The sequence below is a fragment of the Micromonospora sp. CA-246542 genome (genome assembly GCF_050942905.1).
Lineage (GTDB): Bacteria > Actinomycetota > Actinomycetes > Mycobacteriales > Micromonosporaceae > Micromonospora.
In genome coordinates, this window is sequence record NZ_CP192040.1 from 6775395 (window position 1) to 6791999 (window position 16605).

At 71.8% G+C, this 16605-nt stretch carries 15 protein-coding genes; 7 read left to right on the forward strand and 8 right to left on the reverse strand.

Going from position 1 to position 16605, the window contains the following annotated elements; all coding sequences use genetic code 11:
- Positions 1–216: 216 nt before the first annotated feature.
- The gene (locus ACQP0N_RS31555; RefSeq protein ID WP_433116188.1) at positions 217–870 is read right to left on the reverse strand and encodes a histone deacetylase; all 654 of its coding nucleotides are present in this window, start codon (positions 868–870) and stop codon (positions 217–219) included.
- A gap of 10 nt (positions 871–880) precedes the next feature.
- Positions 881–1660: a phosphodiesterase gene (locus ACQP0N_RS31560; RefSeq protein WP_433116190.1), complete on the reverse strand. Its 780-nt coding sequence runs from the start codon at positions 1658–1660 to the stop codon at positions 881–883.
- A 164-nt stretch (positions 1661–1824) separates the two neighbouring features.
- On the opposite strand from ACQP0N_RS31560, the gene ACQP0N_RS31565 reads away from it, so the two are divergent.
- Positions 1825–3234 (forward strand): diguanylate cyclase, encoded by a 1410-nt coding sequence (locus ACQP0N_RS31565; protein ID WP_433116192.1) that lies wholly within the window; start codon positions 1825–1827, stop codon positions 3232–3234.
- 192 nt (positions 3235–3426) lie between these two features.
- Here the strand turns inward: ACQP0N_RS31565 and ACQP0N_RS31570 are convergent, their stop codons facing one another.
- Positions 3427–4488 carry an aspartate-semialdehyde dehydrogenase gene (locus ACQP0N_RS31570; RefSeq protein ID WP_433116194.1) on the reverse strand — a complete coding sequence of 354 codons (1062 nt, stop codon included), beginning with the start codon at positions 4486–4488 and terminating at the stop codon, positions 3427–3429.
- Positions 4489–4493: 5 nt separating this feature from the next.
- Entirely contained in the window at positions 4494–5759 is a 1266-nt protein-coding gene (locus ACQP0N_RS31575) for an aspartate kinase (protein WP_354856481.1), read from the reverse strand.
- 268 nt (positions 5760–6027) lie between these two features.
- On the opposite strand from ACQP0N_RS31575, the gene ACQP0N_RS31580 reads away from it, so the two are divergent.
- Both ACQP0N_RS31580 and ACQP0N_RS31585 read left to right on the forward strand, forming a co-directional pair.
- Entirely contained in the window at positions 6028–6813 is a 786-nt protein-coding gene (locus ACQP0N_RS31580) for a hypothetical protein (RefSeq protein ID WP_433116196.1), read from the forward strand.
- Positions 6814–6897: 84 nt separating this feature from the next.
- Positions 6898–7428 carry a nitroreductase family protein gene (locus ACQP0N_RS31585; RefSeq protein ID WP_433116198.1) on the forward strand — a complete coding sequence of 177 codons (531 nt, stop codon included), beginning with the start codon at positions 6898–6900 and terminating at the stop codon, positions 7426–7428.
- 2 nt (positions 7429–7430) lie between these two features.
- On the opposite strand, the gene ACQP0N_RS31590 is transcribed toward ACQP0N_RS31585, so the two are convergent.
- Positions 7431–8417, reverse strand: a complete 987-nt coding sequence (locus ACQP0N_RS31590) for a MarR family transcriptional regulator (RefSeq protein ID WP_433116200.1) — start codon at positions 8415–8417, stop codon at positions 7431–7433.
- Between the two features lie 77 nt (positions 8418–8494).
- On the opposite strand from ACQP0N_RS31590, the gene ACQP0N_RS31595 reads away from it, so the two are divergent.
- Both ACQP0N_RS31595 and leuA read left to right on the forward strand, forming a co-directional pair.
- Positions 8495–9766 carry an MFS transporter gene (locus ACQP0N_RS31595; protein WP_433116202.1) on the forward strand — a complete coding sequence of 424 codons (1272 nt, stop codon included), beginning with the start codon at positions 8495–8497 and terminating at the stop codon, positions 9764–9766.
- Between the two features lie 237 nt (positions 9767–10003).
- Positions 10004–11755 carry a 2-isopropylmalate synthase gene (gene leuA / locus ACQP0N_RS31600; RefSeq protein WP_433116204.1) on the forward strand — a complete coding sequence of 584 codons (1752 nt, stop codon included), beginning with the start codon at positions 10004–10006 and terminating at the stop codon, positions 11753–11755.
- A gap of 70 nt (positions 11756–11825) precedes the next feature.
- On the opposite strand, the gene ACQP0N_RS31605 is transcribed toward leuA, so the two are convergent.
- The gene (locus tag ACQP0N_RS31605; protein ID WP_433116205.1) at positions 11826–13319 is read right to left on the reverse strand and encodes an MFS transporter; all 1494 of its coding nucleotides are present in this window, start codon (positions 13317–13319) and stop codon (positions 11826–11828) included.
- Between the two features lie 137 nt (positions 13320–13456).
- Here ACQP0N_RS31605 and ACQP0N_RS31610 point away from each other — a divergent pair, with 137 nt between their 5' ends.
- Together ACQP0N_RS31610 and ACQP0N_RS31615 are read left to right on the forward strand one after the other, a co-directional pair.
- Positions 13457–14071 (forward strand): HNH endonuclease family protein, encoded by a 615-nt coding sequence (locus tag ACQP0N_RS31610; RefSeq protein ID WP_355052597.1) that lies wholly within the window; start codon positions 13457–13459, stop codon positions 14069–14071.
- Positions 14071–14463, forward strand: a complete 393-nt coding sequence (locus ACQP0N_RS31615; protein ID WP_396800233.1) for a hypothetical protein — start codon at positions 14071–14073, stop codon at positions 14461–14463. Before ACQP0N_RS31610 ends, ACQP0N_RS31615 begins: the two co-directional genes overlap by 1 nt.
- Positions 14464–14517: 54 nt before the next feature.
- On the opposite strand, the gene ACQP0N_RS31620 is transcribed toward ACQP0N_RS31615, so the two are convergent.
- Both ACQP0N_RS31620 and ACQP0N_RS31625 read right to left on the reverse strand, forming a co-directional pair.
- Positions 14518–15618: an ABC transporter ATP-binding protein gene (locus tag ACQP0N_RS31620; protein ID WP_433116208.1), complete on the reverse strand. Its 1101-nt coding sequence runs from the start codon at positions 15616–15618 to the stop codon at positions 14518–14520.
- The gene (locus ACQP0N_RS31625) at positions 15615–16601 is read right to left on the reverse strand and encodes an ABC transporter ATP-binding protein (protein WP_433116210.1); all 987 of its coding nucleotides are present in this window, start codon (positions 16599–16601) and stop codon (positions 15615–15617) included. Before ACQP0N_RS31625 ends, ACQP0N_RS31620 begins: the two co-directional genes overlap by 4 nt.
- Between the last annotated feature and the right edge of the window lie 4 nt (positions 16602–16605).

A 16605-nucleotide genomic window follows, 5' to 3' on the forward strand; every position in this document is an offset into this window, starting at 1 on the left:
CCGTCGGAAAGGGTCGGCCACGGTTGCGAAACGCCTCCCGCCCGGACAGCCTCTCATCCGGACGGCGGCCGGTCGAGTCGAGCGACGGATCGCGACCGACGCGTCGGGCTGAGCGTGAGAGCTGCGGAAATGCCCATCGTCGGACCAGGTCCACCTAACGAACAATCGATGACCGGTGGCGAAACAGCGTCGGTCGAAGGTCCAGAGGGGACGGAATCAGCCGACCACGGTGAGCGCCTCGGCGACCAGTGTGGCGACCGCCTCGGGCCGCCAGCCGTCGACGACTCCGGGTCGCCGCGCCAGGTAGTCGACGATCCGCTCGGCCGGCCAACCGTGTGACTCGTGCAGCCCTTGAGCGATCATGCGCAGGTAGGCCGGCGCCGGTGGCCGGTGCGGCACGGCGGACGCCGGTTCGGGCGCGGTGAAGGTGAGCATCGGGATGTCGGCACGCCGACCGGGGCAGACGAGGGTTTCGTAGCGTCCCGGACCGAGCGTCGCCCGTCCGTGGGTGACGGCCGCGTCGATGGCCGCGCCGGTCGCCGGGAGCAGGTCGGCGGTGTCGCCCGGTGGGCGGTACATCTCCTGGGCGGCGATGTCGGTGAACTGGTCGATGGTCACCAGGTAGGCCCGCGCGGCAGCCTCACCCGGCAGCTGCGGGTCGTAGAACGCCATGCCGCCGGTCCACGCGCCGGACTCGCCCGCGAAGTAGATCCCGCCGGGCATCCAGACCGGAGCCGACCGGCTCGGTGGACGGGTGTCGCGGCAACCCGGGTACGTGCGCCGGCCACCGGGTGGACAGCCGCCGCCGATGTACCAGGCCAGCCTGGCGGCGTGCATGTTCGACCCGTACGCGACGTACCAGACGAGCATGGCGGCTACCTCAGAAGCCGCAGGTCTGCCCGGCCGAGTGGCTGACCTGGACGGTGTGCGTCACGCAGGCGTCCGGCTCGATCCGGTGCAGCAGGAAGGCGCTCGGCTCGGCGACCCAGCCGATCACCTCGTCCGTGGCCATGGTGAGGGTGCTCTGCTTCCAGGTGCTGGGCGCCACGGTGAGCACGGTGCCCGCGTACCCCGTGGTGACCGTGCGGTGCAGGTGCCCGGCGACGACCCGCACGACGTGCCGGTGCCGGCCGATCACCTCGGCCAGGGCGGGCCCGTCGGCGAGCCGGATGGCGTCGGCCGCGGGGATGCCGACCGCGACCGGCGGGTGGTGCAGGCAGAGGATGGCGGGCACCTCCGGACGGCCCGCGAGGACCCCGTCGAGCCAGCTGAGCTGCTCCTCGCCGAGCTGGCCGGCGTCGCTGCCGGGAACGAGCGAGTCGAGCACCACGATGGTCGCCGCCTCGTGGTTGACGTGGTAGTAGGCGGAGAACCCGTCCCCGAGCCAGGGCGCGCCGCCGAACGCGTCGAGCAGCGACTCGCGGTCGTCGTGGTTGCCGGTGGTCAGGTAGATCGGCAGTGGGAACCGCCCGATCAACTCCCGCAGCGCCGCGTACTCGTCGGGTCGGCCGTGGTCGGCCAGGTCGCCGGTGATGACCACGCAGTCCGGTCGCGGGTTCAGGGCGAGCACGCGGCCGAGCGCCCGGTGCAGCCCGGCGGCGGGCTCGGCGGCGAGCAGACCGGTGGTCAGGTGCGGGTCGCTGATGTGCGCGATGAGCATCGGCTCGCCTCCAGGACGTCGGGACCCCCACGCTATCGCCCGGCACCTTTACCCACAGGCCCGTCCACAGCCTGTGGATAGCACATGTGTACGAAGCCGGAAGCCCCTCCGGAAAACGTGAGTACGCTTGATCCAGCCCCTCCCCTACCTGGAACGACGTGCGAGTGGATCATCAGCGAGTCATCCGTGACGTCACCGTCCGCCTGTCGATGGCGTCCAGCGCGCCGGAAGCCTGTCGGTGGACGGTCAGCGCACTGTCCCACCACACCCCGGCCACCATCTCGGTGCTGCTCGAAGCCCACGACCGGCTGCGGTGCGTGGCGGCGACCGGCGCGTGGCAGGTCTTCGCGACCGTGCCGGCACGCACCGGGATCGTCGGCCGGGTGTATGCCACCGGCACCGCCGCCGCGGTCCCGGACGTCACCGTCGACCCGGACTACCTACCGGTACGCCCCGACGTCACGACCGAGCTGTGCGTTCCGGTACGCGACCCGGGCGGCCGGGTGATCGGCGTACTGGACCTGCAGTGGAGTGACCCGGTCGACCTGCGGCCCTGGCGGGAGACCGCGCAGCGGCTGGCGGCCCGGCTCGGGGCGCGGATCACCACGCTGGGCGGCCCGCCGTCCGAGAGCCGCAGCGAGAAGCTGCTCCGGCACGCCGCGGCTTTGTCCGCCGCCCCCACCGAGGCGGCCGTGGTCAGCGCGGCGACCGAGGCCGCCCGGGAGGTGTCCACCCTCTCCACCGCGGTGCTGTTGGTCGGCGGCCAGCTCGGCCCGTCCCCGGCTGCGTCGAACGAACTGGAGACCCGGATCCGCGCCGAGCTGGCCGGCGCGGGCCCGGCCGCCCTGGACCGCATCGTCGAACGGGCACACCGCTACGGCGCCGGATACACGCTGGGCGAGGCCGGGCATCCCCCGACCGAGGACTATCAACCGCTGACCCGGGCGGGGGTACGTACGCTCGTCGCCGTGCCGGTCGGACCGGCGGACGCCGACGGAGTGCTGCTGGTCGCCGACGGCCGCGCCCTGCACCCGGACCCCACCACGGTCAGCCTGATGGAGCTGCTCGCCGGGCAGGCGTGGACCAGCCTGGACCGGCTGCGTACGCTCGCCCGACTGCGGGAGCAGGCCAGCTCGGACCCGCTCACCGGGCTGCGGCACACCGGCCCGTTCGGGCAGCGGATCGCGGCGGCCACCCCGGGGCGTACGGCTCTGCTGGCGATCGACGTGGACGGCTTCAAGACGGTCAACGACACGTACGGGCACCAGGCCGGCGACCAGGTGCTGGTCGGGTTGGCGCGGGCGCTGGAGGGCGCGCTGCGGCACGGCGACGAGCTGTACCGGATCGGCGGTGACGAGTTCGTCGCGGTGATCGAGGTGAGTCGCCCGGAGGAGGCCGTCCGGATCGCCGAGCGGTTGGCCGAGGCGGCCCGCCGTACCGGCCGCACGATCAGCGTGGGCGTCGCACTCCCCCGCCCCGGCGAAACCCCCGACCGCACCCTGAGAAGAGCCGACCAGGCCCTGTACGCGGTAAAACGCCAAGGCCGAGACGGAGTCCACCTAGCGGCGGCCTAACCCCACCCCCAGCCCCCCGCCCCCGGCCCCCGGCCTTCGCTGGAGCGCGTCGATCTTGCACTTTCGGTTGCCGTTCTGTCGCCTTCACTCCTTATGCGGCGACAGAAAGTGCAAGATCGACGCGGCGGGGAGCGGCGGGGAGCGCGGGGAGCGCGGGGAGCGCGGGGAGCGCGGGGAGCAGCGCCAGGGGGGTTAGGGGGTGCGGAGTTCTTTGGCTAGGAGTTCGGCTATCTGGGCGGTGTTGAGGGCTGCGCCCTTGCGGAGGTTGTCGCCGGTGACGAAGAAGTCGAGGGCGCGGGGGTCGTCCAGGGCGCGGCGGATCCGGCCGACCCAGCTCGGGTCGGTGCCGACCGCGTCGATCGGCATCGGGAACTCGCCTGCTGCGGGGTCGTCGACCACGATCACGCCGGGCGCGTTGCGCAGCGCCTCGCGGGCGCCCTCGGCGTCGACCTCGGTGGCGAAGACGGCGTGTACGGCCACCGAGTGGGCGGTGACCACCGGCACCCGGACGCAGGTGGAGCTGACCTTGAGATCGGGCAGGCCGAGGATCTTCCGCGACTCGTTGCGGATCTTCATCTCCTCCGACGACCAGCCACCGTCGGCGGACGAGCCCGCCCAGGGCACCACGTTGAGCGCCAGCGGCGCCGGGAACGGGCCGAGGTCGTCGCCGACCGCCTGACGGACGTCGCCGGTGCGTGAGCCGAGCGCGCGATCGCCGGCGACCTTGGCGAGCTGGTCGTGCAGGATGTCCACACCGGCCTGGCCGGCCCCGGAGACCGCCTGGTAGGAGGCGAGCACCAGCTCCCGCAGGCCGTACTCGCGGTGCAGCGGCGCGACCGCGATGATCATGGCGAGGGTGGTGCAGTTGGCGTTGGCGATGATGCCCCGGGGCCGGTTGCGGACCTGCTCGGGGTTGATCTCCGGAACGACCAGCGGGACGTCCCGGTCCATCCGGAAGGCGCCGGAGTTGTCGACGGCGATCGCGCCCCGCTCGACGGCGATGGGCGCCCACTCGGCGGAGACCTCGTCCGGCACGTCGAACATGGCCACGTCGACCCCGTCGAACGCCTCCGGGGTCAGCGCCTGGACGACCATCTCCTCGCCCCGGCAGCGCACCCGCTTGCCGACCGACCGCTCGGAGGCGAGGAGCCGGATCTCGCCCCAGACGTTGCGTCGCCCGGTGAGCAGCTCGCACATCACGGTGCCGACGGCACCTGTCGCTCCGACCACGGCGAGGGTGGGCAGCGCCGTCATCGGCGCTACCTACCCGTCCCGGCGTAGACCACGGCTTCGGTGTCGCCACCCAGCTCGAACTGGTCGTGGATGGCGCGGACGGCGGCGTCGAGGTCGGTGTCCCGACAGACCACGGAGACCCGGATCTCGGAGGTGGAGATCATCTCGATGTTGACCCCGGCGGCGCCGAGCGCGGCGAAGAAACCGGCGGCGACCCCGGGGTGCGAACGCATGCCGGCGCCGATCAGCGAGACCTTGCCGACGTGGTCGTCGTAGAGCAGGCCCTTGAACTTGACCGGCTCCTGGATCTTGCTGAGGGCGGCCATCGCGGTCGGACCATCGGCTTTGGGCAGGGTGAACGAGATGTCCGTCCGGCCGGTGCCCTCGGTGGAGACGTTCTGCACGATCATGTCGATGTTGATCTCGGCGCCGGCGACCGTGTCGAAGATCCGCGCGGCGGCACCCGGCTCGTCAGGTACGCCGACGATCGTGATCTTGGCTTCGCTGCGGTCGTGCGCGACCCCGGTGATCAGTGCCTGCTCCACGGAAAGGTCCTCCATCGATCCGGTGACCATCGTGCCGGTGTTGGTCGAGTATGACGAACGGACGTGGATCGGCAACCCCGCCCGGCGGGCGTATTCCACGCTACGCAGGTGAAGCACCTTCGCGCCGCACGCGGCCAGCTCGAGCATCTCCTCGTAGGTGATGTCCTTGATGTGCCGCGCGTTGGGCACGATCCGCGGGTCGGCGGTGAAGATGCCGTCCACATCGGTGTAGATCTCGCAGACGTCGGCGTGCAGGGCGGCGGCGAGCGCCACGGCGGTGGTGTCCGAACCGCCCCGGCCCAGCGTGGTGACGTCCTTGGTGTCCTGCGAGACGCCCTGGAAGCCGGCCACGATGACCACCGAACCCTCGTCGAGCGCGCCCTTGAGCCGCCCCGGGGTGACGTCGATGATCCGAGCACGGCCGTGCACCGAGGTGGTGATCACGCCGGCCTGCGAGCCGGTGAACGAGCGGGCCTCGTACCCCAGGTTGTGGATGGCCATGGCCAGCAGGGCCATGGAGATCCGCTCCCCGGCGGTGAGCAGCATGTCCAGCTCGCGGCCCGGCGGCAGCGGGCTGACCTGGTTGGCCAGGTCGAGCAGCTCGTCGGTGGTGTCCCCCATCGCGGAGACCACCACCACCACGTCGTCGCCGGCCTTGCGGGCGGCGACGATGCGCTCCGCCACCCGCTTGATCCGCTCGGCGTTGGCGACGGAGGACCCGCCGTACTTCTGCACCACGAGTGCCACGACGGTGCACTCCCTCCCAGCGACCCTGAGCGTGCCGACGCCGCCGGAACCGGGGCCGGCGGCGCGTGTCAGACCCCCTGAGCGTATCCGGCGGGTCACGACGGCGGGTCGGGTGATCCCACCATCCGGCCCGCGCGGCCGTCCGGCCGACGCGCGTGGCCAGGTCCGGGAGAGGCCAGGGGTACGCGGACAAACTGCCCCGACACGCCGGGAGGCGGCCCCTGTGCGCCGTTGCCCACAGGTGCCCCGCACCCACCAGAATGGGCCGGTGCCCGTCCTCCTCCGCCCGGCCGGCCGCGTGCTCGGACCGCTCGTGCTCGCTCTGCCGGTAGCCCTGGTCGCCTGCGACAGCGCCCAGCCCCCGCCTCCGCCGCCGGCCGATCCCGGCCCGGTCCAGGTGGACGGCACCCGTGACGAGTTGGCCGCCCTGGCCGCCGCCGCGCAGGATCGCCACCTGGTGGCGCAGTACGTCTTCAGCCGGAGTGGCCAGCCCGACCGCACGATCGTGTTCACCAGCGCGAACGACGGCAGTTGGCGGGTCGACGTGCCGGGCGGGGCGCTCGGCGGCACCGCCGACGTCTCGCTGTCCGCCACCTCCGACGGGCTGTTCCAGTGCGCCCTGCCCTCGACGGGCCACCCGGAGCCGGCGCGCTGCGTACGCCTCGGCGATCGCGACGACGCCATCCCGCGCCGGCTGGATCCCCGGATCCAGCATCCGCTCACCGACTGGTTGGACGTGTTGACGGATCGGCGCGCGCCGCTCGCGGTGGCCGTGGCGACCACGCCGAACGGCCTCACCGGCGCCTGCTACTCGGTGGACTCCACCTCCGCCTCGCTCAACGCGCCGCTGGACGTCGGCATCTACTGCTACGACCCGGACGGCACGCCGACCGGCGCCCGGACCGACGTCGGGACGCTACGGCTGGCCGCTCCGCCGGGCGCGGCGCCCGCCACGGTGCAGTTGGCGGGCCCGGTGGTGGATGCGGAACCGCTGGACACGGCGGCTCCGCCGACTCCCGACCCGGCACTCAGCCCGAGCGCGGGAACGTCCTGATCTTCGTGCCGTTACGGGTGCTCTTGCCCACATCTCCGCAGCCCACTTTCCGCTGCTAAACGCCCATACGGGACGATTGCCGACATGGCTGACCTGACTCCACTTCTCGCCTTCCGCTGGAGCCCCAGGGCCTTCGACCCGAGCGCCACCTTGACGCCGCAGGAAGCGGCATCGCTGCTGGAGGCCGCGCGGTGGGCGCCGTCGACGGACAACGGGCAGCCCTGGCGGTTCGCCCTCGGGCACCGGGACGACGACAACTTCAAGCGCATCCTGATCAACCTCCCGGACAGCGACCAGTGCTGGGCCCGGCACGCCGCGACGCTGGTCGTCGGCGCGCACACCGGCGGCGACGCCGAGCGGGCCGCGTACGACCTCGGTCAGGCGATCGCCCACCTGACTCTCCAGGCCACCGCCCTCGGCCTGCACGTACGCCAGCTCACCCGGTTCGACCGGGGCGGCCTCGCCACCGAACTCGACCTGCCCGGCGGCATCCGCCCGCTGGTGGTCACCGCCGTCGGGCGACTCGGCGACCCGTTCGCCCTGCCGGCGGAGCTGCGCGCCAGCGAGACCGGCCTGCGGCACCGCCGCCCGGTCGCGGACCTGCTGCTCGCCTGACGTCAGCCGCCCCGACTGGCGCGGAGCAGCACCGCCGCCGCGTCGGTGTTGCGGTAGAGCACGTGCCGACCCTGTCGAGCGCGGTCGACCAGGCCGGCGGCGTGCAGCGCGGTCAGGTGCGCCGAGACGTTCCCGGCGGACATCCCGGTACGTCGGGCCAGGTCGGTGGTGGTGGTCGCGGTGTCGAGCAGGTACAGCAGCGCGGCCCGGCCGGAGCCGACCACCCGGGCCAACGGGTCGCCCGGTGGTGGCGCGGCGGTCTCCCAGAGCGTCCCGACCGCCCGCACCGGGTACGCGGCCGCCGGTAGCGAGTCCTCCAGCAGGTTCCACAGCACCCGCCGCTCGGAGAACACCGTCGGGTTCAGCGCCAACCCCCGGTCCCGCAGGTCGAAGTCCCGCTCGAACGGGTCGTCGCTGACCACCCGGTCGCCGAGCCAGCGCAGGCTCGGGTGGAGCTGCTCGAAGAACCGACCGGCGCCGCTCTCGGCGAGCTGGGCGGCGCGGTACGCCACGTCGGCGTCGAGCAACGCCCGCATCCGCGACCAATCCGGGGCGATCGCCTCGTCGTACCAGACCCGCAGCGCGTCGACGAGCTGCGGCAACAGCCCGCGGGGGTCGGCGAGCAGCGCCTGCCCGAACGGGCTCAGCGGTCGTCGCCCGATGGTCGACAGCAGGTCCTGGACGACCACGGCCGGCGGCGTCGCGGCGATCTGGTCGAGCTGGTCGGCCACCTCCACGTTCGGGCGGGAGGCCGGGGTAATGAAGTCGGGCAGCGGGCAACCACGCCAGGTCAACTCCACCAGCGGTCGGACCCGGACGGCGACCTCGGGACGACGCAGGGTCACCCGGGCGCGGTCGATCCAGGGCAGGTGCACCGCGTAGCGGACCGGGCTGGCCAGCGCCCACATGCTCATGACGGTCTCGTTGACCGGCGACACGGCGAGCCGCACTCCGGCCACGTCGGCCAGGCTGAAGCGCAACTCGGACACACGCACCCCCGGGAGCAGGATTCGGTTCAGCCTAAAAGACTCGACCGACCTCGTGGGAACTCGGTTCACTTCCCGCCATGGGGACCAGAGACACCATCCGTACCGCTGTCGCGAACGTCGTACCGCCGGCCGGGTTGACCCGCGCGCTGGCCGTGCAGGCCATGGTCTACGCCGTCGGCAGTGGCCTCTTCCACGCCGGCAGCGCCGTCTTCTTCACCCGGGCGCTGGGGCTCAGCGCCGCGCAGGTCGGGCTGGGCCTGTCCATCGCGGCGGGGGTGTCGCTGCTGGGCACCGTGCCGCTGGGCGGGCTCACCGACCGGTTCGGACCGCAGCGGGTCTGGGTGGTCGGGCTGGTGCTGGACGCGGCGCTCTTCGCGTCGTACCCGTTCGTGGGCGGCTTCGCGGGTTTCCTCGCGGTCGTGGTGGCGTTGGCGGCGGTGGACGCGTCGACGGGCGTGGCCCGGCAGGTCTACTCGATCAACGCGCTCCCGCCCGCCGAACGGGTCACCGCGATGGCGTACCAGCGGTCGTCGTTGAACGTGGGGTTCGGGCTGGGCGCGGTGATCAGCGGCCTGGTGCTGGCGGTGGACACGATCGAGGCGTACCGGGCGATGGTCTGGTTCATCGCGACGGTGATCCTGGTGACGGCCGTGTTCGTGCGGCGGCTGCCCCGACTGCCACAGGTCACGAGGCCGGCGGAGCCGATGGGTCGGCTCGCCGTGCTGCGGGACCGGCCGTTCATGGTGGTGTCCCTGCTGTCCGGGCTGCTCACCGCGCACGGGGTGCTGTACCTGACGGTGCTGCCGCTGTGGATCCTCACCCACACCGACGCCCCGAAGACGGTGATCGCCGCTCTGGTGCTGCTCAACACGATCCTGATCGTGCTGCTCCAGGTACGCGTCAGCCGGGGCGCCGACACCGCCTCGGGCGCGGCGCGGGCCTCCCGCCGGGGTGGCCTGTTGATCGCCCTGTCCTGCCTGGTCCTGCCGATCTCCGGGCTCACCCGGGGCGCGCTCACCGTCGTGGTGCTGGTAGCCGCCGCGACACTGCTGATCCTCGCCGAGCTGATCCAGTCGGCGGGCGCCTGGGGGCTCACCGCCACCCTGCCGCCGGACGACCAGCGCGGCGCGTACGTGGGCGCGCTGCGGCTCGGCGAGCAGGTGCAGTACCTGATCGCCCCGGCCGGGTTGACCGCGCTCGGGGTGACCACCGGCGGGTGGGGTTGGTTACCGACGGCAGCGATCTTCGTGCTGGTCGCAGCGGCGATCGTGCCCGCCGTAGCCTGGGCCGTACGGACGCCGAGGCTGGGTTCCCAGGCCCCGGAGCCGACCATGACATCGATCCCATAGTCCGGACCAGCCTTTGCACCCTTCGTCCCATCACGTAGGGTGACCTGGTCATGTGGCGAGCGCTTCTCCTCCTTAGCCGCCGCGACGAGGCCTGACCGGCCGGCACCTCGTCGCGGAGTCGCATCGCGCCGTCCAGCACATCTGAGTTTCCTCTCGGCACCGCCGCGCACCGTCGCCTGGCAATCCGCCGACACCTTCCGATCTGCTGACGCCACATGTCCCAGGGAGCACTCCGAGATGGCTCAACCTGTCACCGACGCCGAGACCGATCCGATCGCCCGGCAACGCCCCAGCCGGATGCCGTACCACCGCTACCAGCCGTACCGGGAGCAGTTCCGGGTCGACCTGCCGGACCGCACCTGGCCCACCCGCACCGTCGAGACCGCGCCACGCTGGTGCGCGGTGGACCTGCGCGACGGTAACCAGGCGCTGATCGACCCGATGTCGCCCGAGCGCAAGCGGCGGATGTTCCAGCTGCTGGTGCAGATGGGCTACAAGGAGATCGAGGTCGGCTTCCCGTCGGCCAGCCAGACCGACTTCGACTTCGTCCGGCAGCTCATCGAGCAGGACATGATCCCGGACGACGTCACCATCCAGGTGCTCACCCAGTGCCGGGAGCACCTGATCGAACGGACCTTCGAGTCGCTGCGCGGCGCGAAGCGGGCCATCGTGCACTTCTACAACTCGACCTCGACGCTCCAGCGTCGGGTGGTCTTCGGTCTGGACCGGGACGGCATCGCCGACATCGCCACCACCGGTGCGCGGCTCTGCCAGAAGTACGCGGAGATCCACACCCCGGACACCGAGATCTTCTACGAGTACTCGCCGGAGTCGTACACGGGCACCGAGCTGGAGTACGCGCTGGAGGTCTGCAGCAAGGTCATCGACGTGATCGACCCGACGCCCGACCGCCCGCTGATCATCAACCTGCCGGCCACCGTCGAGATGGCCACCCCGAACGTGTACGCCGACTCGATCGAGTGGATGCACCGGCACCTGCCGCGCCGCGACAGCGTGGTGCTGAGCCTGCACCCGCACAACGACCGGGGCACCGGCGTGGCCGCCGCCGAGCTGGGCCTGCTGGCCGGCGCGGACCGCATCGAGGGCTGCCTGTTCGGCAACGGCGAGCGCACCGGCAACGTGGACCTGGTGACGCTGGGGCTCAACCTCTTCTCCCAGGGCATCGACCCGATGATCGACTTCTCGAACATCGACGAGATCCGCCGGGCCGTCGAGTACTGCAACCAACTGCCGGTGCACGAGCGCCACCCGTACGCGGGCGACCTGGTCTACACCGCGTTCTCCGGCTCCCACCAGGACGCCATCAAGAAGGGCTTCGACGCCCTGGCCGCCGACGCGAAGGCCGCCGGCGTACCGGTCGACGAGCACACCTGGGCGGTCCCGTACCTGCCGATCGACCCGAAGGACCTGGGACGCACCTACGAGGCGGTCATCCGGGTCAACTCGCAGTCCGGCAAGGGCGGCGTCGCGTACATCATGAAGAGCGAGCACCAGCTCGACCTGCCGCGGCGGCTCCAGATCGAGTTCTCCGGCGTCGTGCAGCAGGTCACCGACCACGACGGCGGCGAGGTCGACCCGGCCGCCATGTGGGAGATCTTCGCGACGCACTACCTGCTCGACCACCAGCCGGACCCGGCGGTCCGGTTGACCGGCTACACGATCGGCACCGCCGACGGCAAGGTCGAGATCGAGGCCCAGGTCGGTGTCGGTGGCGAGCAGCGGTCGCTCACCGCGATCGGCAACGGTCCCATCGACGCGTACGTCAACGCGCTCCAGGCGGTCGGCGTGGGCGTCCGGGTGCTCGACTACCACGAGCACGCGCTGTCCTCCGGCGGTGACGCGCAGGCCGCCGCGTACGTGGAGTGCGAGGTGGACGGTCGGACGGTCTGGGGTGTCGGCACCGACGCCAACATCGTGACGGCCTCGATCAAGGCGGTCACCAGCGCCGTCAACCGCGCCCGCCGCTGACGTGTAAGCAAGGGCCCCTTGTTAGTGCCTAGGCGCTAACAAGGGGCCCTTGCTTACATCGGGGCGTTTCTTATCGCGGGGGCGTGGCGGCGGGCATCGAGTGGCAGGGCTGCGACGGCGGGGCCTCTCGAGGTGGCCGGTGCACCAGGACGAGGGCCAGCACCGCGCCGGCCAGCAGCAGCCCCGCGCACCAGGCCAGAGCCCCCCGGAACGCGTCGGTCAGCTCGGCCTTCTGCTCGTAGCCACCACCGGACAGGCCCACCAGCAGCGGCAGCGCGGCCACGGCGAGCAGACCGCCGGCCCGGGACGCGGCGTTGTTGAAGCCGCTGGCGACGCCGGAGAACCGATCCTGCACGGCCGCGAGCACCGACGCGGTCAGCGGCGCCACCACCAGGGTCAGTCCGAGGCCGAAGAGCAGCACCCCGGGCAGCACGTCGGTCCAGTAGGACGCGCCGGGGCCGACGCCGCGCAGCAGCAGCAGGCCGACGGCGGCGATCACCGGCCCCACGGCCAGTGGCAGCCGGGGACCGATCCGGGCCGACATCGCACCGGCCCGGGCCGAGCCGATGAGCAGCAGCACCGTCATCGGCAGCAGCGCGATCCCGGTCCGGAACGCCGACCACTCGACGACGTTCTGCAGGTAGACGGCGAAAAAGAAGGTGAACCCGCCGAGCGCCGCGTAGACCACCACGGTGAAGACGTTCAGGACGGAGAAGAGCCGGCTGCTGAACAGCCCGGTGGGCAGCATCGCGGTGTCCCCGCGCCGCCGTTCCAGCAGCACGAAGGCCACCGCGGCCACCACACCGACCAGCGCGGCGATCAGCACCGGCGCCGAGGCGAAGCCGCGCGCGGGCGCGTCGATCAGGGCGTACGTGACGCCGGCGAGCGCCAGTGCGCCGAGCACCGCCCCGGCCACGTCGAAGCGGCGGCGCGTACGGCCCGGCCCGTGGGTGCGGGAGGCGTTCTCGTCGCGGCTTTCCGGCACCCAACGCAGCGCGGCCAGCACGACAAGGACAGCGATCGGCAGGTTGAGGAAGAAGATCCACCGCCACGAGAGCGTGTCGATCAGCCAGCCGCCGATGAACGGCCCCAACGCCGTGGACACTCCGGACAGTCCGGCCCACGCGCCGATCGCCCGACCCCGGTCGTCGGGGTGGAAGCTGGCCTGGAGCACCGAGAGCGATCCGGGCGTGAGGAGCGCTCCGCCCGCGCCCTGCACGATCCGGGCGGCGATGAGAGTGCCGGTGCCCTGGGCCAGCCCGCACAGCACCGACGCGAGGGTGAACCAGAGCACCCCGATGAGGAACACCCGCCGCCGGCCGAAGCGGTCCCCGAGCGATCCGCCGAGCAGGACGAACGCCGCGAGCGTCAGCAGGTACCCGTTGATGGTCCACTGAAGATCGGCGACGTTGGCCCCGAGATCCTGGCCGAGTTTCGGCAGCGCCACGTTGACGACCGTGGTGTCCAGGAAGACCATGCCGGAGGCGAGCACCGCGGCGAGCAGGGTTCCCCGGCCGGCGGCGGTGCCCATCCGCAGTGCGGGCGACGGTACGGAGGAGGTCATCCCACCAATCTTGCTTGCACATTGTGGGAGACGCCACGAAACGCCGAAACCGCCCCCGGGTACTGTGCGCAAGCGCCGGGAGCCCGCAAGCTGGAGAGGTGTCGTCTGTGCGTACCAGATCAGGAACGCGTGCGTCGATGGCCGCGCTCGTCGCGGCGCTGGCGCTCGTCATGGCCGGCTGCGTCCCGCCCGAGGAGGCGGAGACCACGCCGACGCCGGGTGGCGGCGGCGGTAACGCCGTCGAGCAGTTGGGCCAGTTGACCGTCGCCACCGCTGGCTCGATGAAGGGCTACAGCCGGGAGCGCTTCCCGCACTGGCGGGACACCGGCAAGAACTGCGACGTGCGGGACACCATCCTGCAACGTGACGGCAAGGACGTGAAGCTCTCCGGCTGCAACGTGGTCGGGGGTCGCTGGGAGAGCGTGTACGACGGCCGCAGCGCGACCGATCCCTCCGAGGTGGACATCGACCACACGGTGCCGTTGGCCAACGCGTGGCGCTCGGGCGCCGACGAGTGGGACAACGCCAAGCGTGGCGACTTCGCCAACGACACCACACGTCCGCAGCTCATCGCGGTTTCCGCGTCCTCCAATCGGGCAAAGGGTGACCAGGATCCGTCCCAGTGGAAGCCGGCGAACCGGTCGTACTGGTGCCAGTACGCCAAGGACTGGGTGACGGTGAAGCACTACTGGAAGCTGACGGTGACCAGTGCCGAGAAATCCGCGCTGACCGACATGCTGGAGGGCTGCTGATGAGCGAGGAACCTGCGACAGACGCCAAGGCGAACCCGGACACGGCCCCGTCCGCGGCCGGGATGACCGCCGACGGCACCGGCGACACGCCGGCCGCGGTGCCGGGGGCCGGCATGGTCGCGGACTCGACCGGCGCCAGTGCCCCGCAGAGCCGGACCGCCGACATCGTGCCCGGCCCGGGTGGGGTGATGACCGACGAGGTCGGCGTCGTCACCGGTGAGCTGACCCTGCGCACCGAGTACGCGGACGGCAAGGTCACGCTGCGGGTGCAGTACAAGGACGCGGACGAGTGGTACGTGGTGACCGGCGGGCTGGTCGCGCTGCCCGATCCGGCGGGGTTGGACGCGGTGCACGCCGTGGCGGTCGCCCTGCTGAACCGTCCCGAGGGCTAAGGACAGCCCGTACGCCGATCAGGGGCCGTCCGTGACGGACGGCCCCTGACCGCGTCACGGGGTGGGGATCAGCTCGCCGGGCGGGTCGACGGGGCCGGTGCCGTCGGTCGGGCGGACCAGCTCCACCTCGACCTCGTGCGGGCGGATCCGACCGGCGGCGATGTCCTCGGCGAAGTGGCAGGCCACCCGGTGCCCGCCGACCACGTCGCGCAGCTCCGGCCGCTCGCTCGCACAGCGGGTCGGCTGCGCCCACGGGCACCGGGTGTGGAACCGGCAGCCCGCCGGCGGGTTGCTGGGCGACGGCAGGTCACCGGCGAGCAGGATGCGCTCGCGGCGGTCCTCGACGACCGGGTCGGGCACCGGCACGGCCGACATCAGCGCCCGGGTGTACGGGTGCATCGGCTCGCGGTACAGGTCGTCGCTGGACGCCTCCTCGACGAGACCGCCGAGGTACATGACGCCCACCGTGTCGGCGATGTGCCGGACCACCGCCAGGTCGTGCGCGATGATCAGGTACGTCAGGCCGCGCTCGTTCTGGAGATCCTCGAGCAGGTTGAGCACCTGCGCCTGGATCGACACGTCGAGTGCGGAGACCGGCTCGTCGGCGACGATCAGGTCCGGGTTGAGCACCAGGGCCCGGGCGATGCCGATGCGCTGGCGCTGACCGCCGGAGAACTCGTGCGGGTACTTGCTGAGGGCGGACGCGGGTAGGCCCACCGCCTCCAGCGTCTCGCGCAGTCGCCGGTTCGTCTCGGCCTTGTCGCCGGCCAACCCGTGCGCCTTCAGGCCCTCCACCAGCAGCGACTCCACCGACTGCCGGGGGTCGAGGCTGGACAGCGGGTCCTGGAAGATCATCTGCATCCGGCGACGGGCCTGCCGCATCGCCTCGCCCTTGAGCGCGCGGACGTCGGTACCGTCGAACACGATCTCACCGTCGGTGGGCTCGACGAGCCGCAGCAGGCCACGGCCCAGCGTCGACTTGCCGCAGCCCGACTCGCCCACCAGGCCGTACGTCTCGCCCTTGCGGATGCTCAGTGACACACCGTCGACCGCGTAGACGTACCCGACGGTCCGGTCGATGAGCAGGCCGCTCTTGATCGGGAAGTGGACCTTGACATCGCGCAGCTCGAGCAGCGCAGGAATCTCGTCGGTCATCGGACCGCCACCTCCTCGGAGACGGGGTTGTTGCAGCGCAGGTCGCCGCCGGTGGCGGTGGGTTCGAGCGGTGGCGGCCCTTCCAGGCAGGCGTCCACGACGTTGTCGCAGCGCGGCGCGAACGCGCACCCCTCGGTCCACGGGATGTTGTCGGCGACCGACCCGCGGATCGCGTGCAGTCGCTCGCCGCGCGGGGAGTCCAGCCGCGGCACCGAGTTGAGCAGCCCGTGGGTGTACGGGTGTCGGGCGTGCGCGAACAGCTCGTGCCGTCGTGCCCGCTCGATCACCTTGCCGCCGTAGAGCACGTTGACCGTGTCACACAGCCCGGCCACCACACCCAGGTCGTGGGTGATCATGATCAGCGCGGTGCCGGTCTCGTCCACCAACTGCTTCAGCAGGGTGAGGATCTGCGCCTGGATGGTCACGTCGAGCGCGGTGGTCGGCTCGTCGGCGATCAGCAGCCGGGGCTTGCAGGCCAACGCGATGGCGATCAGGGCGCGCTGGCGCATGCCGCCGGAGATCTGGTGCGGGTACTCGCTGAGCCGCCGCTGCGGGTCGGGGATGCCGACCGCGTCGAGCAGGTCCCGTGCCTCCCGCAGCGCCTGCTTGCGGTCCCGGCCCTGGTGGCGTTCCAGCACCTCGGCCACCTGCACACCGATCGGAATGACCGGGTTCAGCGACGACAGCGGGTCCTGGAAGATCATGCCGATGTCCCGGCCGCGCCGGTCACGCATGTCGCCCGGTCGCAGCTTCAGCAGGTCGGCGCCGTCGAACAGCACCTCTCCACTGACCCTGTTGCCGCGCTTGGGCAGCAGACCCATGATGGCGAGGCTGGTCACGCTCTTGCCGCAGCCGGACTCGCCGACCAGGCCGACGGTCTGCCCCGGCTCCACCGTGAAGCTGACCTTGTCGACGGCGTTGAAGGGTCGCTCGCCGCGCCGCTGGAAGACGACGCTCAGGTCACGCACGTCGAGCAGGCTCATCGGG